19 protein-coding genes are annotated in these 21,358 nt (G+C 61.9%); 12 read left to right on the plus strand and 7 right to left on the minus strand.

Translation table 11 applies throughout. The features are described from left to right. Positions 1-52 precede the first annotated feature (52 nt). The 3 genes from GA829_RS18885 to GA829_RS18895 all read left to right on the plus strand — a co-directional run bounded on the left by GA829_RS18885 (position 53) and on the right by GA829_RS18895 (position 3,758). A complete protein-coding gene (locus tag GA829_RS18885; RefSeq protein WP_195174211.1) occupies positions 53-1,003 on the plus strand; it encodes an AEC family transporter in 951 nt (316 codons plus the stop codon). A gap of 179 nt (positions 1,004-1,182) precedes the next feature. Beyond that, positions 1,183-2,640 carry an NAD-dependent succinate-semialdehyde dehydrogenase gene (locus GA829_RS18890; protein ID WP_195174212.1) on the plus strand — a complete coding sequence of 486 codons (1,458 nt, stop codon included), beginning with the start codon at positions 1,183-1,185 and terminating at the stop codon, positions 2,638-2,640. A gap of 95 nt (positions 2,641-2,735) precedes the next feature. Beyond that, on the plus strand, positions 2,736-3,758 hold the full coding sequence (locus GA829_RS18895) for an aldose epimerase family protein (protein WP_195174213.1): 1,023 nt from the start codon (positions 2,736-2,738) through the stop codon (positions 3,756-3,758). Positions 3,759-3,773: 15 nt separating this feature from the next. Here GA829_RS18895 and GA829_RS18900 read toward each other — a convergent pair whose 3' ends face one another. Next, positions 3,774-4,694 (minus strand): sugar kinase, encoded by a 921-nt coding sequence (locus tag GA829_RS18900; RefSeq protein WP_195174214.1) that lies wholly within the window; start codon positions 4,692-4,694, stop codon positions 3,774-3,776. 154 nt (positions 4,695-4,848) lie between these two features. On the opposite strand from GA829_RS18900, the gene GA829_RS18905 reads away from it, so the two are divergent. Then, positions 4,849-5,298 carry a FixH family protein gene (locus GA829_RS18905; protein WP_195174215.1) on the plus strand — a complete coding sequence of 150 codons (450 nt, stop codon included), beginning with the start codon at positions 4,849-4,851 and terminating at the stop codon, positions 5,296-5,298. 7 nt (positions 5,299-5,305) lie between these two features. Then, positions 5,306-6,505: a cytochrome-c peroxidase gene (locus tag GA829_RS18910; protein WP_195174216.1), complete on the plus strand. Its 1,200-nt coding sequence runs from the start codon at positions 5,306-5,308 to the stop codon at positions 6,503-6,505. Positions 6,506-6,566: 61 nt separating this feature from the next. On the opposite strand, the gene GA829_RS18915 is transcribed toward GA829_RS18910, so the two are convergent. Further along, on the minus strand, positions 6,567-7,019 hold the full coding sequence (locus GA829_RS18915; protein ID WP_195174217.1) for an Lrp/AsnC family transcriptional regulator: 453 nt from the start codon (positions 7,017-7,019) through the stop codon (positions 6,567-6,569). 162 nt (positions 7,020-7,181) lie between these two features. Here GA829_RS18915 and putA point away from each other — a divergent pair, with 162 nt between their 5' ends. The 3 genes from putA to GA829_RS18930 all read left to right on the plus strand — a co-directional run bounded on the left by putA (position 7,182) and on the right by GA829_RS18930 (position 12,976). Beyond that, positions 7,182-10,793: a bifunctional proline dehydrogenase/L-glutamate gamma-semialdehyde dehydrogenase PutA gene (gene putA / locus GA829_RS18920; protein WP_195174218.1), complete on the plus strand. Its 3,612-nt coding sequence runs from the start codon at positions 7,182-7,184 to the stop codon at positions 10,791-10,793. Positions 10,794-10,881: 88 nt separating this feature from the next. Beyond that, the gene (locus GA829_RS18925) at positions 10,882-11,937 is read left to right on the plus strand and encodes a glycosyltransferase family 2 protein (RefSeq protein ID WP_195174219.1); all 1,056 of its coding nucleotides are present in this window, start codon (positions 10,882-10,884) and stop codon (positions 11,935-11,937) included. 172 nt (positions 11,938-12,109) lie between these two features. Then, positions 12,110-12,976, plus strand: coding sequence for a hypothetical protein (locus GA829_RS18930; protein ID WP_195174220.1), 867 nt, complete (start codon positions 12,110-12,112; stop codon positions 12,974-12,976). A gap of 57 nt (positions 12,977-13,033) precedes the next feature. Here GA829_RS18930 and GA829_RS18935 read toward each other — a convergent pair whose 3' ends face one another. After that, a complete protein-coding gene (locus tag GA829_RS18935) occupies positions 13,034-13,750 on the minus strand; it encodes a Crp/Fnr family transcriptional regulator (RefSeq protein ID WP_195174221.1) in 717 nt (238 codons plus the stop codon). A gap of 249 nt (positions 13,751-13,999) precedes the next feature. Between GA829_RS18935 and GA829_RS18940 the strand changes: the two genes are divergently transcribed. Continuing rightward, positions 14,000-14,716, plus strand: coding sequence for a hypothetical protein (locus GA829_RS18940; protein ID WP_195174222.1), 717 nt, complete (start codon positions 14,000-14,002; stop codon positions 14,714-14,716). Positions 14,717-14,789: 73 nt separating this feature from the next. Here the strand turns inward: GA829_RS18940 and GA829_RS18945 are convergent, their stop codons facing one another. From GA829_RS18945 to GA829_RS18960, 4 genes are all read right to left on the minus strand, one after another. Continuing rightward, on the minus strand, positions 14,790-15,104 hold the full coding sequence (locus GA829_RS18945; RefSeq protein ID WP_195174223.1) for an antibiotic biosynthesis monooxygenase family protein: 315 nt from the start codon (positions 15,102-15,104) through the stop codon (positions 14,790-14,792). 43 nt (positions 15,105-15,147) lie between these two features. Beyond that, entirely contained in the window at positions 15,148-16,182 is a 1,035-nt protein-coding gene (locus GA829_RS18950; protein ID WP_258051739.1) for a TonB family protein, read from the minus strand. Positions 16,183-16,280: 98 nt separating this feature from the next. Next, the gene (locus GA829_RS18955; RefSeq protein ID WP_195174224.1) at positions 16,281-16,718 is read right to left on the minus strand and encodes a hypothetical protein; all 438 of its coding nucleotides are present in this window, start codon (positions 16,716-16,718) and stop codon (positions 16,281-16,283) included. Between the two features lie 6 nt (positions 16,719-16,724). Beyond that, positions 16,725-18,932: a TonB-dependent hemoglobin/transferrin/lactoferrin family receptor gene (locus GA829_RS18960; RefSeq protein WP_195174225.1), complete on the minus strand. Its 2,208-nt coding sequence runs from the start codon at positions 18,930-18,932 to the stop codon at positions 16,725-16,727. Between the two features lie 202 nt (positions 18,933-19,134). Between GA829_RS18960 and hemP the strand changes: the two genes are divergently transcribed. Genes hemP through GA829_RS18975 form a run of 3 tightly spaced genes read left to right on the plus strand, consistent with a single transcriptional unit; the run spans position 19,135 to position 21,348 of the window. Further along, entirely contained in the window at positions 19,135-19,344 is a 210-nt protein-coding gene (gene hemP / locus GA829_RS18965; protein ID WP_195174226.1) for a hemin uptake protein HemP, read from the plus strand. Between the two features lie 23 nt (positions 19,345-19,367). Beyond that, positions 19,368-20,429 carry a hemin-degrading factor gene (locus tag GA829_RS18970; RefSeq protein WP_195174227.1) on the plus strand — a complete coding sequence of 354 codons (1,062 nt, stop codon included), beginning with the start codon at positions 19,368-19,370 and terminating at the stop codon, positions 20,427-20,429. A 10-nt stretch (positions 20,430-20,439) separates the two neighbouring features. Next, a complete protein-coding gene (locus GA829_RS18975) occupies positions 20,440-21,348 on the plus strand; it encodes a heme/hemin ABC transporter substrate-binding protein (protein ID WP_195174228.1) in 909 nt (302 codons plus the stop codon). Positions 21,349-21,358 lie beyond the last annotated feature (10 nt).

Genomic DNA, 21,358 nt, shown 5'->3' on the forward strand with positions numbered 1-21,358 from the left:
ATCAAATTCGGGCAGGATTGCGCGGCAATTCCGGGTCGCCTATCCCTGAACAATGTCTCCGCTCACCGAAACCGTGCTCTTCGTCTTCAGTCTGGTCGCGCTCGGCTATCTCGCTGGGTTGACCGGCTATCTGAAACCGGCGAGCGGCGAGGGGATATCCGACTTCGCGGTGCGCGTGGCGATGCCGCTGCTCCTGTTCCAGACGATGGTGAAGGCCGATTTCCATGGCGCCGCGCCGTGGTCGCTGTGGAGTATCTATTTCACGGCGGTGGCGATCACCTGGTCGCTCGGCCATCTGGTCATGACAAGGGTCTTCGGGCGGGATGCCCGCGCAGGCATCGTCGGCGGCGTATCGTCATCCTTTTCCAACGTCGTGCTGCTTGGGGCGCCCTTCATCCTGGGCGTATTCGGGCCAAGCGGGTTCGAAGTGCTGTCGCTGCTCGTCTCAGTCCACCTGCCGACCATGATGATGGCTTCGATCGTGCTGTTCGAGATGTTCGGCCGTGGTGGCGGCGAGCCGGTGCATCCGTTGCGTGTTGTCCGGAGTTTTCTCGGGAAGCTCTTCGTCAACCCGCTGATCATCGGCATCCTGGCCGGCCTGGCATGGCGCATCACCGGTCAACCGTTGCCGCAACTCACCGGGCGGCTGGTCGACGCGCTGGCCAACACTGCTGGGCCGGTGGCGCTGTTTGCAATGGGGCTCAGCCTGCGCCGTTTCGGCATTTCCGGCAACATCCGGCCGGCGCTCGCACTTTCGGCCCTGAAGCTTCTCCTGATGCCGGCGCTGGTTCTCGGCCTCGTCTGGCTGTTCGGCCTTCCGCCGCTGACCGCCAAGGTGGCGGTGATGGTTGCGGCGCTGCCGTCCGGCGTCAATTCCTACCTTATCGCGGTGCAGTTCAACACCGGCCAGGCCCTGGCCTCGAACCAGATGACCATCGCCACGGCCGGTGCCGCCGTCACCACGGCCTTCTGGCTGATGATTGTGGCTCATGTCTTCGGCTAGGGCGTGTCGATTTTCTGGTCTTGCACTGGCCCAAAGCCTATATGCCATCTTGCAATTGCTTGCCGGGCTTGCCCTAGGTAAAGAGCAGTGGCTCCAGCGTGCCGGCGTCATGCCATCGGCCACGCTCATCGAAGAAATCCACAGACCGGCCCGTCAGTGCGCCGAAGGGAGGCGAGACCATGCTTCAAAAAACCAGCCACTTCATGCGGCAGGCCAATCTCATCAATGGCGAATGGGTGCAGGCCGACAGCGGCCTGACGGTCGACGTCAACAATCCAGCCACCGGCCTCAAGATCGGCACCGTGCCGAAGTCGGGCAAGGCCGAGACGCGCCGCGCCATCGAAGCCGCCGAGGCCGCTTTCAAATCGTGGCGCAAAACCACCGCGCTCGAGCGCTCGAAGCTGCTGCGCAAGCTGCATGACGCGATCATGGACAATCAGGATGTGCTGGCCGAACTGCTGACCATCGAGCAAGGCAAGTCGCTGTTTGAATCGAAGGGCGAGATCGGCTCCGCCGCCGCCTATATCATGTGGTTCGCCGAGGAAGGCCGTCGCACCTACGGCGATGTCGTGCCGTCTCCGTGGGCGGACCGCCGCATCCTGGTGACCAAGGAGCCGGTCGGCGTCATCGCCGCCATCACGCCGTGGAATTTCCCGTCTTCGATGCTGGCCCGCAAGCTCGGCCCGGCGCTGGCCGCCGGCTGCACCGCCGTGGTCAAGCCGGCTTCGCAGACGCCGTATTCCGGCCTGGCCTGGGGCGCGCTTGCCGAGGAAGTCGGCTTCCCGAAGGGCGTGATCAACATCCTGACCGGTGCCGCCGGTGAGATCGGTGACGAGATCTGCTCCAATCCCCTGGTCAAGAAGATCACCTTCACCGGTTCGACCGAAGTCGGCAAGATCCTGATCCAGAAGTCGTCTGTCACCGTCAAGAAAGTGTCGATGGAACTTGGCGGCAATGCGCCGTTCATCGTCTTTGACGACGCCGACCTCGAGCGTGCGGTGGCCGGCGCGGTCACCGCGAAATACCGCAATTCCGGCCAGACCTGCGTCTGCACCAATCGTTTCCTGGTTCAGGCCGGTGTCTACGACAAGTTCGTCGAGAAGCTTGCCGTGGCCAGCAACGGCCTCAAGGTCGGTTCCGGCCTCGAGGACGGAGTCCAGCAGGGGCCGTTGATCGACGAGAAGGCGGTCGAGAAGGTCGAGGAACTGATCGCCGATGCGACTTCCAAGGGCGGCAAGGTCGTCGCCGGCGGGAAGCGTCACGCGCTTGGCGGTTCGTTCTTCCAGCCGACGGTCATCGCCAACGCGACGCCCAAGATGCGCTTCATGAAGGAAGAGATCTTTGGCCCGATTGCCCCGGTGTTCAAGTTCGAGACCGAGGAAGAGGCCATCGCGCTCGCCAATGACACGGAATTCGGCCTGGCCTGCTATTTCTACACCGGCGATCTCGGTCGCGCCTTCCGGGTCATGGAAGGTCTGAAATATGGCATGGTCGGTGTCAACGAAGGCCTGATCACCACACCGGAAGCGCCGTTTGGCGGCGTCAAGGAATCCGGCCTCGGCAAGGAAGGCGGGCATCAGGGCATCGAGGACTATCTCGACACCAAATATGTCTGCATCGGCGGCCTCGGCCTCTGATATAGCCAATCCTTGAGATGGCAGGTTATAGCCTGCCATCTTCGGGGTGGCGAAATCGCTGGCCGAAGTCGATCAAAGAACTGGCGTTTGCGGGCATGGCGATGAAGGACGGCGAGGTTTTCGGCACAACGCAGGCGGGCGAAGCCGTCCGCCGTTTTACCATCAGGGGCGGCGGCCTCACCGCCAACATCATCGGGCTGGGTGCGATCGTCCAGGATTTGCGCCTGACCGGGCACGACGCACCGCTGGTGCTCGGCTACGACAGTTTCGAACCTTATGAGACGGACAACGCCTTCTTTGGCACGGTCGTCGGCCGTTATGCCAATCGGCTCCGCGATGGCCGTTTCACCCTCGCGGGCAAGCGCTATCAGACCGAGCGCAACTTTCTCGACAAGCACACGCTGCATGGCGGCTCGGAAGGTTACTCACACCGGCTCTGGACCGTTTCGCTGCATGGCCGCGACTTTGTCACGCTGACCTTGCATGATCCGGATGGCACGATGGGCTTTCCCGGCGCGCTCGATGTCACCTGCACCTATCGGCTGAAGATTCCCGGTACGCTCAGCGTCGAACTCACCGCCACCTGCGAGGAGCCAACGCCCTGCAATCTCACCCAGCATTCCTATTTCAACCTCGATGACGGCGGCGCCGGCGATATTCTCGATCACCGGATGATGCTGAACGCGGCGGCCTATCTGCCCGTCGACAGCGAGATGATCCCGACCGGTACGGTGAAGCCGGTCGACGGCACACCTTTCGATTTCCGCCAGGCACGGCCATTGCGCATGGAGCTTGAGGGCGAACAACTGCCCTACGACCAGAATTTCTGCCTGGCGCCGACGCGCGGTCCGCTCAAGCATGCAGCCTGGGTGCAGGGGGCGAGTTCCGGCGTCGAGATGGAGGTGTGGACCACGGAACCTGGCGTACAGCTCTATACGGGACAGTATGTGACGCCACGCCCAGGCTTGGAGGGACGCAACTACAAGGCGTTTTCCGGCTTCTGCCTGGAGCCGCAGGTGTGGCCCGATGCGCCCAACCGGCCGTATTTCCCGCAAGCGACGCTGTGGCCGGGCGCGATCTACCACCACGTCACGGAATATCGGTTCCGGCTGCCATAGAGCCGGTCAGAAAGCCTAGTTTTCGGATGCCGCCCGCAGCGTCTCGAACGGCGCCAAGGCACCGCGCACTTGCACGACGGCGGCTGCGACGCGGTGGGCCCGCATAGCGGCTTCTGCCGGGGGATGGCCGGCGAGGCGGGCCGCGAGATAAGCACCGTTGAAGGAATCGCCGGCGCCGGTCGTATCGACAGGTGTGGCGACGTGGATCGCCGGGATATCCTGCGTCGTGCCCCTTTCGGCGATCAGAGCGGGCATCTCGCCATTCTTGACGACGACTTCACCAACCAATTGTCCCAGGCGCTCGGCTGTCGCTCGCGGCGTTGTATCGCCAAACAGCATCTGCTCGTCGGGAAAAGTCGGCAAGGCGATGTCGGTGACGGCGAGTGCCTCGACGATTGCCGCCTGCGCGTCTTCGCGGGTAGGCCAGAGCCGTGGACGGTAGTTGGGGTCGAAGGCGATCAGCGAACCCGCCTGGCGTGCCCTGGCGACAGCCGCAAGCAGCACGTGCCGGGCAGGCTCTTCCAGAATTGCCAAAGTGATTCCGGAAAAGTAGACAAGAGACTGATCTGAAAGGCTTTTCGCCAATGCGATAGGATCGGATGCGAGTTGGCGCGCGGCGGCGTCGCGACGCCAATAGGTGAAGGAACGCTCGGCGCCGGTCAGCGTGATGGCATAGAGGCCAGGCCGCGCGCCCGATATGACCGGGCTGGCACCGACGCCGATGCCGTTTTCGGCAAAAAAGCCGATCTGGCCTTGCGAGAACGGATCGTCACCAAAGGCCGACACGAAGGTGGCTGGCCGGCCACTGCTCAGCGCATGCAACGCCCACAGCGTGTTGAATGTGTCGCCGGCAAAACCCATGCGCCAGTTCGGGCCCGTCTGGCCCGAGAGCTCGAGCATGCATTCACCAATCGAGGCGACGCCTTTGCCAGTCATCCTGTCTGTCTCCCTGTGACGCTGGTGCTGTAGCTTTTTGCCATCGGCAGCGCCATGCTTGGCAAAGGCGGTTTTTTCCGTCAGATGCGTTTTCCCACAGGCTGGCGGGACGCTATGTGTCCGCAGCAACGTTATCTGCGCAAGAGGAACCGGTTTGGCATCGATATGGCGTTATCTTCTGGCAGGTCTTGGTCTGGCTGCCTTGCTGGCCGGCATCCTGGCTGTGGTCTATCTTACCGCGCCGCGTTCGGCGGGGCCGGTAGGCCCGGATGTCTCGCGCACGAAGAAGACCGACAACGGGCTTTTCGTGGCAAGCTTCGCGCCGGAGCGTGGCGTTGTGCGGCAAGGCGAACTGCAATCCTGGCTGCTGACGCTGAAGACGATGGCCGGCGCGCCCGTGGAAGGGGCAGCCATCTCGGTATCGGGCGGCATGCCACAGCACAATCACGGCCTGCCGACCAGTCCGCAGGCGACCGATTATCTCGGCGACGGGCGTTATCGCATCGAAGGGCTGAAGTTCACCATGAGTGGCTGGTGGCAATTGCATTTTGCCATTTCAGCCACCGCCGGTTCCGACACGGTCATCTTCAACGTGGTGCTGTGAGCGGCCAATGAGGCGGCTTGCGCGCCTTTTCGGGCTGGTGGCGATGGCCATTCTTGCCGGTTGCGGCAAGCCGGAGTTCTCCGATGCCGAGAAGAAGACCATTGCCTCCTTGGCGCTGTCGACACTGCCGGCGCTGAAACCTGACACGACCAACCGCTTCGCCGATGTGCCGGCCGCGGCTGCACTTGGCTCGACGCTGTTCTTCGACAGCAGCATGAGCCGCGACGGCACGGTTTCATGCTCGACCTGCCACAAGCTCGACCGCCAGTTCCAGGACGGCCTGCCGCAAGCGGTTGGCGTTGGCCGCACCAACCGGCGGACCATGCCGCTTGCCGGTATAGCGCGCGATCCCTGGTTCTTCTGGGATGGCCGGCGCGACAGTCTGTGGTCACAGGCGATGACGCCACTCGAAAACCCATTGGAGCAGGCGGGAAACCGCGCTGCCTACGCGCATTACATCAAGGCGCGTTTCGGCGAACGCTACGAGCGCATTTTTGGCCCGTTGCCCGATCTTTCGACCGTGCCGGCCAATGCCAGTCCGCTTGGCAGCGATGCCGACAAGGCGGTATGGAACACGATGAACGACACGCAGCGCGATGCGGTCAACCGCGTCTTTTCTAACATCGGCAAGGCGATCGCGGCTTTCGAACGGTCGATCGAACCCTCACGGACGCGCTTCGACCGCTTCGCGCTGGATCTAGCGACCGGCGCCAAACCCACCGAGCAGGATGCTTTTTCAGCGGAAGAGATTCTTGGACTGAAACTGTTCATCGGCAAGGCCAATTGCGTGACCTGCCATGACGGACCGCGTTTCACCGACAACGGTTTTCACAACACCGGCGTGCCGCCGGTGAAGGATTTGCCGCTGGACCGTGGCCGCATCGATGCGGTAGCGCAAGTTCAGGCCGATCCGTTCAACTGCTTCGGCGCCTACCGCGACGGTGATGCCAGCGCCTGCGGCGAACTGCGCTTCATGGTCAAGGATGGCCCGGAACTGATCCGTGCCTACAAGACGCCATCGCTGCGCGGGGCCGCCACGCGCCCGCCCTATATGCATGCCGGGCAGTTTTCCTCGCTCGACGATGTGGTGGCGCATTATGCAGCGGCGGCGCCGAGCGTCGAAGGCACCTCAGAGGTTCATCCACTGCAGCTGTCGGACCGCGAGCGCGCCGCCCTGGTGGCGTTTTTGAAGACGCTGGCGGAGTGATCGCTATCTTGTTTGACCATGATCTTGTCCGAAAACCGGCGTCCATCTTTCGAACTCATGGTCATCGGTCCTTCACCGTCTCCATCGCCACGAAGGTCGATGTCTGGGCGACGTGAGGCAGGGCCGAGATGCGTTCCCCCAGCACGCGCCGGTAGGCGGCGATGTCGCGGGTGCGGACCTTCAGCAGATAGTCGAAGCTCGACGCCATCATGTGGCACTGCTCGATCTCCGGCACGGACTGTACGGCACGGTTGAAAGCATCAAGCGCGGCCGAGCGGGTGTCCGACAGTTTCACCTGGACGAAAGCGACATGGCCTTCGCCCATGCGCTCACGGTCGATGATTGCCTGGTAGCCCCTGATATAGCCGTCCTTCTCCAGCCGCTTTACCCGCGCCTGCACCGGCGTCTTCGACAGGCCGACCTTTGCCGCCAGTTCGGACATGGAAAGCCGGCCATCGCTCGCCAGGGCCGAAAGGATGTTTCGGTCAATGCGGTCCAATTGGTCTTCTGTCATTGAAATGGCAGTCCATCCACGTGAATTTTGACAAAATGATAGATCGATCGGCCTGACTTGTCGATTTCTTTGGACCGACCAAAATCCGCAATTGTGCTAGCTTGGCGCATTCGGTCCGGTGGCCGCCGGTCCGCTCCCTAACGCTCGTCTCACAGGACCGCCATGCCAGCGCTTGATGCCATCCGTCAGCAGATCCGTGCCAACTATCTTCCCGATGAAGACGAGGCCGTGAAGCGGCTGGCCGAGGCGACCGCACTTTCGGCTGGCGATCGCCAGGCGATTTCGGCTCGTGCCGCTGATCTGGTGCGCGCCGTGCGCGGCTCGTCCGACCCTCGGCTGATGGAAGTCTTCCTCTCCGCCTATGGCCTTTCCACCAAGGAAGGCGTGGCGCTGATGTGCCTGGCCGAGGCGCTGCTGCGCGTGCCCGACACCGAAACCATGGATGACCTGATCGCCGACAAGATCGCGCCCCACGACTGGTCGGCGCATTCCGGTGGTTCTAGCTCCATCTTCGTCAACGCCTCGACCTGGGCGCTGATGCTGACCGGCCGCGTTCTCGATGAAGGCGAGGGCGGCATCGAAGGCACTTTGCGTTCCATGGTGCGCCGGCTGGGCGAGCCAGTCATCCGCAAGGCGGTGGCCGCCGCCATGCGCGAAATGGGTGAGCAGTTCGTGCTCGGCCGTACCATCACCGAGGCCGTCAAGCGCGGCCGGCCGATGACGCAGAAGGGCTATCTCTACTCCTTCGACATGCTGGGCGAGGCGGCCCGCACCGAGGCTGACGCCTTGCGCTACCTGAAGGCCTATGCCGACGCCATTTCCTCGCTTGATGGCGGCTCCAACGGCCCTGACATCCGTCACAACCACGGCATCTCGGTCAAGCTTTCCGCGCTGCATCCACGCTACGAGGTGGCGCAGAAGGAAGAGATGCTGCCTGTGATGGCCGAGCGGCTCTTGTCGCTGGCGCTGGCCGCGCGTCATTCACGCATGGGCCTCAACATCGACGCCGAGGAAGCGGATCGCCTCGACCTGTCGCTCGACGTCATCGAACGGGTGCTGTCCGAACCGGAACTGGCCGGCTGGAACGGTTTTGGCGTCGTCGTGCAGGCCTATGGCCCGCGCGCCGCCTTCGCCATTGACTGGCTCTACGCGCTGGCGAAGAAGTATGACCGCAACATCATGGTGCGGCTGGTCAAGGGCGCCTACTGGGATACCGAGATCAAGCGCGCGCAGACGCTCGGGCTGACCGGCTATCCCGTCTTTACCCGCAAGGCCAACACCGACGTTTCCTACATGGCCTGCGCGAAAAAGCTGCTTGGCATGACCGATCGCATCTACCCGCAGTTCGCCACCCACAACGCCCATACCGTTGCTGCCATTCTGTCCATGGCTGACAATCGGGATTCCTTCGAGTTCCAGCGCCTGCACGGCATGGGAGAAGCGCTGCACGAGACGGTGCGCCAGGCCGAAGGCACGCGCTGCCGTATCTACGCACCGGTCGGCGCGCATTCCGACTTGTTGGCCTATCTGGTCCGGCGATTGCTGGAAAACGGCGCCAACTCGTCTTTTGTTCATCAGTTGACCGATGAGGAAGTCGAGCCGGAAGATATTGCCCGCGATCCGCTCGAAACCGTCGAAAGCCAGGGCCCTGCCGCCAATCCGGCGATTGCCCGGCCGTCGGCCATCTTCGGTGCCGGACGCCGCAATTCGAAGGGTTTTGACATCACCGACACGGTGACGCTGGCGGCGATCGACAAGGCCAAGGCGGCTTTTTCCGGGCCGGACCGCTGGCATGCCAAGCCGATCACCCGTGCCGCCGGCTATGGCAAGCAGCGCCCGATCGTGAACCCGGCCAAGCCTTCGGAAGTCGTCGGCACTGTGCATGAGGCCGCGGCCAAACAGGTGGCGACCGCCGTGCGCATCGCGGTGGAGGCGCAACCGGCCTGGGCCAAGCGTCCCGCCGCCGAGCGCGCCGCGATCCTCGACCGCGCCGCCGATCTCTACGAGGCCAATGCGGTTGAATTCTTCGCGCTGGCAACGCGAGAAGCCGGAAAATCGCTGGCCGATGGTGTCGCCGAAGTGCGCGAAGCCGTCGACTTCCTGCGCTATTACGCCGCCGAGGCCGTCAATGCCGAAGCGGGGACGCAGGCGCGCGGCGTCATCGTCTGCATCTCGCCGTGGAATTTCCCGCTCGCCATCTTCACCGGCCAGATCGCGGCCGCCCTGGTCACTGGCAATTCGGTGATCGCCAAGCCGGCCGAACAGACGCCGCTGATCGCGTTCCGCGCCGTCGAGATGCTACGCGAAGCTGGCGTGCCGGAAGATGTCATTCAGCTTCTGCCGGGTGATGGTCCATCGGTCGGTGGGCCGCTGACATCGGATCCGCGCATTGCCGGCGTCTGCTTCACCGGCTCGACCGAGGTTGCCAAGCTGATCGAGAAGCAACTGGCCGAGACCGCCGCGCCCGATGCCATGCTGATCGCCGAGACCGGCGGCCTCAATGCCATGATCGTCGATTCCACCGCGCTGCCCGAACAGGCGGTGCGTGATATCCTGGCATCGGCCTTCCAGAGTGCCGGCCAGCGCTGCTCGGCGCTGCGTGTGCTCTACGTCCAGAAGGACGTCGAGAAGAAGATGCTGGAAATGCTCAAGGGCGCCATGGAGGCGCTCAGCATCGGCGACCCCTGGCGGATCTCGACCGATGTCGGTCCGGTCATCGACGACGAAGCGCAGGCTTCCATCAGCGACTATTGCACCAGGATGGGGCTGCAGGGCCGGCTGATCGCCAAGCTCGAGGCGCCGAAGGATGGCCGCTTCGTCGCACCACATGTCTTCCGCGTCAAGGGCATCGAGGAGATGGAGCGTGAGGTTTTCGGGCCGGTGCTGCATGTCGCCAGTTTCGACGCCGACAAGATCGACACCGTCATCGCCGAGATCAACCGCAAGGGCTATGGCCTGACATTCGGCCTGCACACCCGTATCGAGGGCCGCGTCCAGCATTTCGTCGACGGCATTCATGCCGGAAACATCTATGTCAACCGCAACCAGATCGGCGCCGTCGTGGGCTCGCAGCCGTTCGGCGGCGAGGGGCTCTCTGGCACCGGCCCGAAGGCCGGCGGTCCGCACTACCTTCGCCGCTTCCGCAAGGGACCGGAAGCCGGCACGCATATTGCCGAAGGCCACAAGGTGACGGCGACCGAGCTTGCCGACAATCTGCCCGATCCGGCCCTGGGTGGCTGGTCTACGCGGCCTGACCGCATCGCCATCCTGCGCAAGCATCTGCGCGGCAAGGGAGCGGCGGCGATCGCTGCCGCCGCCGGCATCGATTTCGGCCAGGTCGATCTGCCCGGGCCGACCGGCGAGGCCAACACGCTGTCGCTGTCGCCGCGTGGGCGGGTGCTGTGCCTCGGCCCCGATGGCGACACGCTACTCGCCCAGACAATCCAGGCGCTGGCCGCGGGCAATGCTGTCCTGGCCGTGGCGCCCGGCGCACCGGCGGCACTGTCGGCGCTGACCGGCAAGGGCTTGCCGCTGGCGGCTATTGACGGCCGTCCCGATCCGGTTGAGGCGCGCTCGCTGCGCGTCGATGTTGTCGCTTTCTCAGGCACGCCAGAGACGGCGCGTATCGTGCGCAAGGTCATCGCCGACCGCATAGGTCCGATCGTGCCGCTGGTCAGCGAGGTGCTCAACCCGGCGGCCTATGCGCATGAACGCGCGGTCTGCGTCGACACCACGGCAGCTGGAGGCAATGCGAGCCTGCTGGCTGGAGCATAAGGAACGAGGCTTTTCGCTTGTCATCGGCTTTGGGCCGGTGCAAAGGGCGTGAGCCCGAGAACATGGGTGTAAAACGGACAAACCACCCATGCCAAGCACGACCGCGCCGTTTGAGCTTCCTCGCGTAGGCGTTGTCATCACTTGTCACAATTATCGCGCCTATGTCGAGGATGCGATCCGCTCGGTGCTGGCGCAGACTTACCAGAAGTGGGACTGCGCCATCGTTGATGACGCCTCGGCGGATGGTTCAGCCGAACATGTCCGCCAGCTTCTCGAAACGATAGGCGATCCACGCCTAAGTCTGCTGGTGCGACCGCAAAATGGTGGCCAGATTGAAGCATTCCGTGATGGTTTTGCCGCTGGCAATCAGCCATTCGTGGCGTTCCTCGATGCCGACGATGTCTGGTTGCCGAATTTTCTCGCCGCGCATCTCTCGGCACATCTGAACTCGGCACACTCGGCGTCTCTGTCCAGTTCCGATGTTCTTCTGGTCGATCGCGACTGTGTCGTCCTGAGCGGCACCTACGTTGCGTTGCGCAAGCCACGTTCGGGGAAGGGCCCAACCGGCGTCGCCATACCGCCCGCCAATCGGCTCGGCGAGGTGGCGGGGATCGTCTATTCATCGGAATATCCGATCACCTACTTCGGACCCGAAACCTATGGCTGGATATGGGCGCCGACATCGTCAATGGTTTTCCGGCGTGGCGCACTGGAACCGGTGTTGGCTTTCCCATTCAAGGTTAAGACGGGGACGGACTACCTGGCGGCGACTTGCGCGCATTTGGTGGCCGGCAGCCTGCTGTTGTCGGAATCCCTGGGCCTCTATCGTCTGCACGGTGCCAATATCTCCACCAACAGCCCCTATGCTGGTGGACATGTGCAATTTTCGCCGGCAAACAACGCCAAGCAATTCGCTTTGGGCGCCGATGTTCTCGACTACGTGGTGGCCAATGCCGAACCTCTTGGCGCAATACACGGCAGAGGCTTCGTGGCAGGAATCCTCGCGTATCATGTCCGGCGGTTCCATCGCTTGATCGATGATCCGCGCATCGTGCCTCTTCTTGACCGCAAAAACCGCTGGCGGCGACATCGCAAGCGCGTCGTCCTGGCACTGCGGCGTATGTTGGTTCGGGCCGAGGATTGAAGAAAGTGCGCCTGAGGCTTTCATTCGTTCGCGCTGTAACCTGCGGAACTGCCGCCGTCTTCAGTATCTCCTAGTCTTTCCCGGTGTCGGGTGGTCCGACGCCAGCCGGGTGTTCTTCGGCCAGATCAAACTGGCGGTGGGTCCGGTTTCGAGGAAGACGAGGAGATGGGACATGGTACCAGGGTCGATCGTATCGGGCTCGCTGGCGGTGCTGGGTGGGCTGATTTTCTGCAGCGGCGCCGAGGCGGCGGACTTTGCTTGCTGGCAGCCCAACAAGACACTTCTGGCTGAGAACGAAGCCGGTGAGGGCTACTGGACCAAGGAGCGTCGCGACAGGGCTGTTTCCGAAAACGACGGTGGCGCCGTGACAGCGCCGAAACCCGAGGGGCTTGCAGCCACGGCACGGGTTGATGTGACGCTGACGCCCTACAAATATGGCGGCAAGCTCTTCTATACGCGCGATGGTGTCGACTACACCGCAAGCGCACAGTTCGTGACCGAAGACAATGTTCTGCTGGCGGCAGCGCACAGCATGTGGCGTGGCGACAAGCATGCTGTGAACGTCGTGTTTTACCGCGCCTATGATGATGGCGCCGGGACGCGGTTCGTTGTCGATCAAGCCGCGGTGCTGACCGACTGGATTCCGATCAGCCCGAATCCGCCGAGCGCGGAGAAAAGCGCGTTCGACTATGCCGCGCTGCGCACCACCGCGAACTCAGATGCCGGAAAGTTCGTGCTCAGCCAGGACGGCGGTTTCACAGCGGTCAGCATGATGGGCTATCCCGGCAATTTTGGCGGCGGGAGGTACATGTACAAGCAGGTCTCAACCAAGCTTGCGCAAGTCGGCGGCACATATCTGGCCGCGCCCACCGAATTCGGCACCGGTGCCAGCGGCGGCGCATGGTTCGCACCCGACAACAGCATCGTCAGCGTTGTGTCCGCGCAAGTCATGCAGGGCAAAACCCTGGCAATGACCGGGCCGGCCCTTACGGCGACCACCGAGGCGATGATCGCCTTCGTCAAGGGCGGCTGCAACTGAGGCAGGGTCGCAAGACGTCATCCAGGCCTTGCCTGCGGATGACATGACCCTGGAGGTCTAGCGGTCGGCCAGGGGCGGCCGCGAAATGGTGCGTATCGCCCCTTCGTCGAGAATGGTGATGCGGTTGCCACTGAGGCTGATCAATTTCTCCTGTTTCCAGGATTGAAGCTGAACATTGATCCTGGGCCGGCTGGCATTGATCATCTGACCGATGAGACTTTGCGATATAGCGCGGTCAATGATCACGCCATCGCCAACACGCCGGCCATGAGTTTCGCTCATGGAAACCAGCAGGCGGGCAAGCCTCGTCTCCAGGGAGTGGATTGACAGGCCCTCGGCGAACAACAGCGATTGCTGCAGCCGCCGGCAGATGGTTTCGAGGAGGCCCTTGGTAAAGGCTGGGTTTGTCAGCAAGCCTTCGAAAGCCATCTTGTCGAGCGCGAGAAGATGCGTTTTGCGATTGGCCACGCAATTGGTCAATCGTCGCGAGTTCGAAAGCAGTTCCGTTTCGCCAATTGTGTCGCCGACCCGAAGTTCGGCGACGATGACCTCTTTGCCGTCTTCCGAGTTGAAGGAGACGTTGACGCTGCCGGAGGTGATGATCGAGAGCTGGTTGCACGGATCGCCCGGCTGGAAGATCACTTGGCCGGGTTCATACCGATATTCGTGGGCAGCTTGGGCGATGTCTATTAGCCGGCTGTGGCCCAAGTCGCCAAAGATGTTGGTCGCAAGAAGCCATGAGATCCGAACTTCATTTTTCGCGCTATACGACATGTATGCCCGGCTTGTGTGAGACGAGTTAACTTTAGATGTCAGTAATATCTACAGGATGATGTTAGTATTGTAAAAGATTATTCGATGTTACATAGGGGACAGTCAAAGAATATAACTTCGAATACCTTGTGGTCGTGCAAGCCCAATTGCTCAATCTTCAATTGCAGCGGATTGCACCCAATGTGACCGGCTCGGCCCTGGCGGCCGCCGGCGACACGGCGGTCAACCCAACGACGAGGAGCTACCAGAATGAGATTCTTGATGGGCAATATGGTCAATGCCAAGGCTGATGCCGCTTTGGGGCAGCCCTACTCGCTGACCGTCCTGAACCAGAACAGCAAATTCCAGCAGTTTGCTCTGTTCCAGACAATTCCCGATATTGTCGGCCCTTCCGTCAATCCGGTATCCTTGGCCTGGATGCTCGGCGGTGCGGCACCCGGCAGCATTTCAAATCCAAGCCAGTCGGTCTTCTCCTGGGAGATCAACTATCAGGTCAACACTGGCTATATCCAGGATCAGGGCACGACCACCAATCCCAGGCGCTTCACCACCGCATCCAACGCCGATGTGATGATCAACACCCAGAACTCGATCGGCATTACCTATCTCGGGCCGTTCCCATATGGTGCGCCGGCTTTCCCATCGGGCCCGACGAACGGCAAGGCGGGCCTGATCTGCGTGCAATCGGATGCATTGATCCCGACCTCGATCGTTCAGGCGAGCCAGGCGGTCAGCGTCAATGTCGGTATCGCCATGAATGCCAAGCCGACCATCGCCGTGCAGGCGCTGCCAAACCTGCTCTATCAGTTCACGCCGAAGCCGACTTACTACATCATCGCCGGCTCGTTCGTGCAGGGCCAGGTCATCGACACGGCCACCTCGTCGAACGCTTTCCAGGTGGTGTTCCAGGGCGTGACCGACCGCACGGTGGTGTTCACCGAGCAAAACCAGTTCCAGGACAACTGATAGGCACGAATGCCGCCGGCCTTGCGGCCGGCGGCATTCGCTTGTCCGAGTTCCCTACCGCGGCATGGCGCGACTATGCGCCTTCGACGATGGAAAAGCCTTCGAACCGCGGATGGCCGAGATAGTGAACCTTGGTGGTGCCGACATTTCTGTGGGCGGCGCGAAAGTTCTCCGACTTTGTCCAGGCGACGAAATCGTCGTGGCTCGCCCAGACCGTGTGCGAGGCAAACAGCGTATAGCCTTCGGCCTCGTTGACCGGGCCGCGAAGCAGGTGAAACTGCTCGAACCCTTTCATTTCCGAGAGGCTGGAATCGCGGTTCTTCCACACTGCTTCGAAAGCCTCCTCCGAGCCTTTTTCGACCTTGAAGCGGTTCATGGCGATATACATCGTGGTTCCTTTCGTGGGGCTATGATGATTGTTTGGCGATCGCTCAGAATGGGCCGATTGCACCAGTGAACACCAAGCTGCCGCCTGCCTTTTTCGGGATTGGCGGGAAGGGTGCCGCCTTGCGCACGATGCCGAGGACGGCCTGATCAAAGTTTTCCGATCCCGAGCTTTCGAGGATACGCAATTCGTTTATGTTGCCCTTGCCGCCGATGACGAATGTGACGACCGCGTTGTTGCGAGCGGTTGCCTGAACAGACGGCGGCACGCCGCGATTGACGCGGCTGAGCTTTTTGATGACATCGTTGCGGTAGCTGGCTTCGGCTGCGGCGCCTGCCTCGTCTTCTTTCTTGCCCTTGCTGGCCGCTGCCGCCGATTGTTCCTTGCCATCCGCCGCGCCGCGCTTCTCATCCGCGTCGCTTGCTTGTTCTGGCGCGGGGGCGATCGCCTGATTTGGCCTTTGGCTGGGGACAGGCAGCTCGGCTGCAACGGCAGCGGGCGCCTCTACGCTTTCGGGTTGAACAGCAGGCTGAGCCGGTGCCGCGTTCTTTTGAACGACGCTCTGGTTATCGGGACGTGGAGCGCTTTCCGCCAAGATGTCAGGCGTGGGCGCTGGCTGTTTGACGGCTTCCGGCTTGGGAGCCTGTTCCTTTGGCTGCTTGGCGGCCTGAACAGGCTCGATTGGCGGCAAGGATTTGGCCGTTTCAGATTTTGGCGTCTCTGGCTTGGCCTGCCGTGGCTTCGACGGTTGCGGGGCGGGCACCAGGGTAACATCGAGTGCTGACGATTCGCGGTCGAGCGTGGTGCCGGCCACGTCCGCGCCGGTCCGATCCGTGCCTTCGCTCTGCGCTGTGTCCTTGAAATCGAATGTGCCTGGAGGTGACATGAGGAACGCAGCCGCCACGGCGGCATGGAGCGCACCGGATATGACGATGGCAGCCTGCCATTTGTAGTTCCGAGCCGAAGGCTGCGCCGGGGCGAGCGGCTCGGCCGGTGTTATTGGCAGCTCGGCGCCGGTGTCGGGGAAAGGGGTGATGTCCTGCATGTCTGGCGGCGAGACCTGCCGCGACCAGTGCGTCATTGTCAAATCAACATCGGTTGCCGGTATTGGCCAACCGAGGTGACCGGGCCACGCCGCTGCCGGTCGAGCAAATGTGGGGTGAAATCCCAACGCTTCTCTCAGACGCCGAAAGCGATACCGGTCTTGGTGTCTGTCTTGAGTTTGTTCATGCAGGCATTCGGCTCGACGCCCGTGCCGGCGCATTCGGTCGCGCTGTTGATCAGCACGCGGCTGATCCTGGTGCAGTCGGTGCCGGCGAGGTCGAAACGCGTCACCTTGGTCTTGCCTGCCGTCAGTTCCTTGAAGTCGAGCACCGTCAGCCGGTCGACAACGCCGGCCTCGTTGAACAGCGCGATTTCGAACGCCGCCTTGGAGAGGTCGGCGCCAAGATTGTTGTTGACCACGAATGTCAGGCGGCACCCTTTGTCGGAAGCTTGCGCGTCGTTGAGTTCGAGGGTCAGGACCGGCGCGGACTGTTGCGCCCACGCCGGAACCGTCGCAAGCGGCATCGCCACCATCGAGGTCAGCAGACGAAGCGATGCCGTCAAGCTCTTCATTGCCGTTTAGCCTCCAAACCGCATCGTTGCCGCCAGCTTCAACGTTATGCCCGGCTCGTAGGCCGCGAAAGTCGACGTGGTGGAAGGCGGACTGGGCGGGAGGATGTTGAGCGGGTTGGCGTATTTGACATCGAACAGGTTGTCGGCGCGGAAATCAATCTTCAAATTGTCGGTCGCTTGGTAGCTCGCGAAGGCATTGACCAGCGTATAGTCCTCGGCGATGGGATTGTCCTTCGGCTTGCCATTGTACTGCACCTCGCCACCGATGGTGAGCTTGTCCTCCAGGAAGCGCAGCCCCAGTTGCGCGGTGACCTGCGACGAGGGGATGGTCAGCAGAGCAGCCTGAACGCCCTTGTTGGAGATGGTGTGGCCATCGATGATCGATGCCGAAAGGCCAGCATAGCCCCATCCTGCGTCATAGACGCCTTCGAGCTCGAAGCCGTTGATCTTGGCCTTGGCGAAATTCTGATACTGGAAGCATATCGGGACACCCGGGCCGCTCGGGCAGCCCGCTGTCGGATCGAATCGCGACAACGTAACCCCGCCAATGTAGTCGTCCACATTGTTGTTGAAGTAGGCTGCCTTCAGGCGGAACGCATCGCCGGCTTCCAAGATGTCGTTCTGCTTGTAGTTCACACCGAATTCGGTGGTCTTGCCGGTCTCTGGCCGCAGATTGGGATTGGGGAGGAACGGGAAGGTGACGCCGGCCGGGTGGCGTCCGCTGATGAGTGTTTCCGTCAGGGACGGCGACCGGTAGCCCTCGGCATAGGTACCGTAGAACTGCAAGCCTGCGAGGCCTGCGCTTTCGAATGGCGAGACACCGACGGTAACCCGCGGCGACAACCGGTCGCCGGACGTTTCGGTGTTGCTGCCCTTCAGGCTGTAACTGTCATACCGCAGGCCGGTGATGACCTCGAACCAATTCCAGCTAAGCTTGTCCTGGATATATGCGCCGGAGACGTTGCGCTTGCCGGAGGGCGTATAGAAACTGTCGCCGCCGGCGGTGCCGCCGGTTTTGACATTGTCGCCAACCCAGTCACCGCCATAGGTCAGCTCATGCGCGATGCCGCCGGTCTCGAATCTGGACGTGTTCCAGATGTCAAAGGAGTATGTGCCGATGTCGAAAGTCGATTTCGAGCCAGCGGGCAGGACCACGGGAAGACCGGTGACCGGGTCGAAGCGGCGCGGTATCGCGACAAGACTGGTCTGCTCGAGATTAGCCTTGTTGTAGGAAGCGTTGATGTGCAGATCGAGCCAGCTCTTGGCATCGTCGGTGATGTTGTAGCGACCGGTAAAGGTGTTTTGCTTCAAGTCGAGATCGTTCGTCGGGATGCCGCCGCTGATTTCGTTCCAGCTGTCGCTTGAGCCGGTCCAACCGAGTTTTAGCTCGCTGTTTTCGGTTGGGCGAATGGTTGTCTTGAGAAGGCCGCCCAGCACGTCGAAGCCTGTGCCTTTGACAGTGCTGCCACCACCGTCCTTGTAGTTGTCATAGTCGCGGTAGACGATGTTGCCCAGAACATCCCAGTTCTCGTTGAGCCGGTAAGCGCCGGTGGCGCTGGTGGTCCAGCCCTTGCCATTGCTCTCGTAACGCCCGGTCGCCGATGCGGCCCAGGTTTCTTCGGGCTTGAGGAAATCTCCGGCATCCTTGGTGTCGAAGAAGACCACGCCGCCGATAGCGCCCGACCCATAAGTATTGGCGACAGGCCCACGGATGACGTCGACGGATTTGACCAATTCGGGATCGATATAGAACGTCGATTGCGTGCCGTGGTCGGAACGCTGGAAATCCTGCCGTGCGCCATCGACGATGACCGCGACACGGCCGAAATCCTGCAGGCCGCGGATGTTGATGCTGGTGCTGACGCGCCTTGCATCGGCCTGTGCCGTGATGCCGGGCACGCCGAGCAGCATTTCGTTGGGTGTCGTCGCCATGCGGCGGTCGAGCTGTTCCTGACCGACGTGACTGGCGGAAGCAAGTGACTCGATTGCGGTTTCGCCGGTGCGGCTGAGGACAAGGATCTTGTCGAGCAGCGTCACGCCTGCCGGAGCTGGCTTGGCTTCTTCAGGCTTCTGCTGGTCGGTGGCCGGTTTGGCCTGCTGCGCACTGGCTGTGGGAATGAGCAATGCGATCGCCGCCGCGCTTGCCAGCAAAGCCGCTATTGAGCGACCCGCGCGGCTTTTCTCGCCGCGCCGTTCCAAAATCATCAACCCCATGCCCCAACTCCAAAATTCCAGGTTTCGTGCTGGCTGGCCCGGGGCTTGCTGGCATTTTTGATCGTGTCCGGTGTCTTAAATGTTGACTCATTTAATCCGGTATTGCACTGACTAATAAACATGATTATTCAAGTCAAGAAATGAATCGGCATTCGTGCAACGCCTAGCCAGTGTGCCCGGCACAGGAAAGGGAACGATCCAGATGAATACCCACAATCCCAACGACTTCCGCTATCGCGTCCGCCGTTCCGACGATGTCTCGGTGACCCGTTTCGAACGTGTGCCAATGGCGGTGCGTACGCTCTCCAGCAACACGCTGTTCCAGGGCGAGCACGAGATCGGCATCGAACATCACGGCGCGCTCTATCGGCTGAAGATCACCCGCCAGGGCAAGCTCATCCTTAACAAGTAGGACAAGGCAACAGGAAGTAGGACATGGACCAGCGCGTAAAACCCGCCCCTCATGAAATCCGGCGGGCGCGGATAGACAATCCGAAAACGCGCGAGCGTGATCTGGCTGCTCAACTCGGCATTTCGGAGGCCGAACTGGTCGCCGCGCATTGCGGCGACGGGGTCGTGCGGGTCGAGCCGCGCGTCAACGACCTGCTGACCGGCCTGGAGGCTGTCGGCGAGGTCATGGCGCTGACCCGCAATGAAAGTGCCGTGCATGAGAAAATCGGCATTTACGACAAGGTGGTCACCGGCAATCACAACGCCATGGTGCTGGGCGAAAACATAGATCTGCGCATCTTCCCGAAGATCTGGGTGCATGGCTTTGCCGTGGAAAAGCGCGATGGCGATGACATCCGCCGCAGCCTGCAGTTCTTCGATGCGGCCGGCGAGGCGGTGCACAAGGTGCATTTGCGCCCTTCGTCAAACCTCTACGCTTATCAGAAGCTGGTGGCGGCGCTCGAATCGTCGAATCAAGAGCCGACGGTCTCCATTTCAGGCGGCGGCTATGATGACGAAGCCGAAGTGGCCAGCACGTCCGCGAATCTCGACGATCTGCGCAACCGCTGGAGCCAGTTGACCGACGTCCATCAGTTCTTCGGCATGCTGAAGGCGCTCAAGCTCAGCCGCCGTCAGGCGGTGCGCATGGTTGGCCAGGACTACGCGTGGCTGCTCGACAATGATGCGGTCGGCGCCATGTTCCATCACGCCGCCGAGAGCGCCATGCCGATCATGTGTTTCGTCGGTAATCGTGGCTGCATCCAGATCCATTCAGGTCCGATCAAGTCGATCAAGCCGATGGGGCCGTGGATCAACGTGCTGGATGAGACCTTCCACCTGCATCTGCGAACCGATCACATTCATGAGGTCTGGGCCGTGCGCAAGCCGACCAAGGACGGCCATGTCACCTCGCTTGAGGTCTATGCCGCCAACGGCGCCATGATCATCCAGTTCTTCGGCAAGCGTCATGAAGGTGAGGGCGAGCGCGACGACTGGCGCTTCCTTGCTGAGAACCTGCCTCGCATCCCAAGCCCGACGGCTGCCTGAGGACAACGAAATGACTTCTCTTTCCAAACTGGCGCCTTTCTTCAGGTTGGCGCTTGGTCCGGTCGTCGGGCTTTCCCTGGTGGTTGCGGCTCCGCAGCCCGCCAGCGCCGCCGAGGGTGCGACGGTCTTTGCCGATCCGTTGAAAGTCGCGGCCATTGGCGGTTCGATTACCGAGATCGTCTACGCGCTTGGCGAGGAGGGCCGTCTGGTCGCCCGCGACTCCACCAGCCGCTATCCGGAGGCCGCACTCAAGCTGCCAGATGTCGGCTATATGCGTCAGCTGTCACCCGAGGGCGTGCTGTCGGTCAATCCGTCAGGCATATTGGCGCTGCATGGCAGTGGCCCCAAGGAAGCCGTCGATGTGCTGAAGAAGACCAGCATCCCGTTCATCGAGGTGCCGGATCACTACAATCATGAAGGCATCCTCGAAAAGATCCGTGTCGTCGGCGAGGCGCTTGGCGCCGATGCGAAGGCCGAGGTGCTGGTCAAGGAGATCGATGCCAAGCTGAAGGCCGCCGAAAAGCAGACGGCGTCGATCAAGGACCGCAAGCGCGTGCTGTTCGTTTTGTCGATGCAAGGCGGCAAGGTGCTTGCGGCAGGCAGCGAAACGGCCGCCGATGGCATCATCAAGCTCGCCGGCGGCATCAACGCGGTCGGAGGCTTTTCCGGCTACAAGCAATTGTCCGACGAGGCGATCATTACCGCCAAGCCGGACATGATCCTGATGATGAGCAATGCCGGGCCCCCGACGCCTGATGATGTGCTGCTTGCCAATCCGGCCATTTCGTCGACGCCGGCCGGCATCGCGCGCAAGCTCATCCGCATTGACGGCAGCTATCTGCTCGGCTTTGGGCCGCGCACGGCCGGAGCCATCCATGATCTCGCCGTCTCGCTGTATGGCGGGCAGGTCACGGAATGAACTGACGCAT

The organism is Mesorhizobium sp. INR15 (genome assembly GCF_015500075.1).
Classification (GTDB): domain Bacteria; phylum Pseudomonadota; class Alphaproteobacteria; order Rhizobiales; family Rhizobiaceae; genus Mesorhizobium.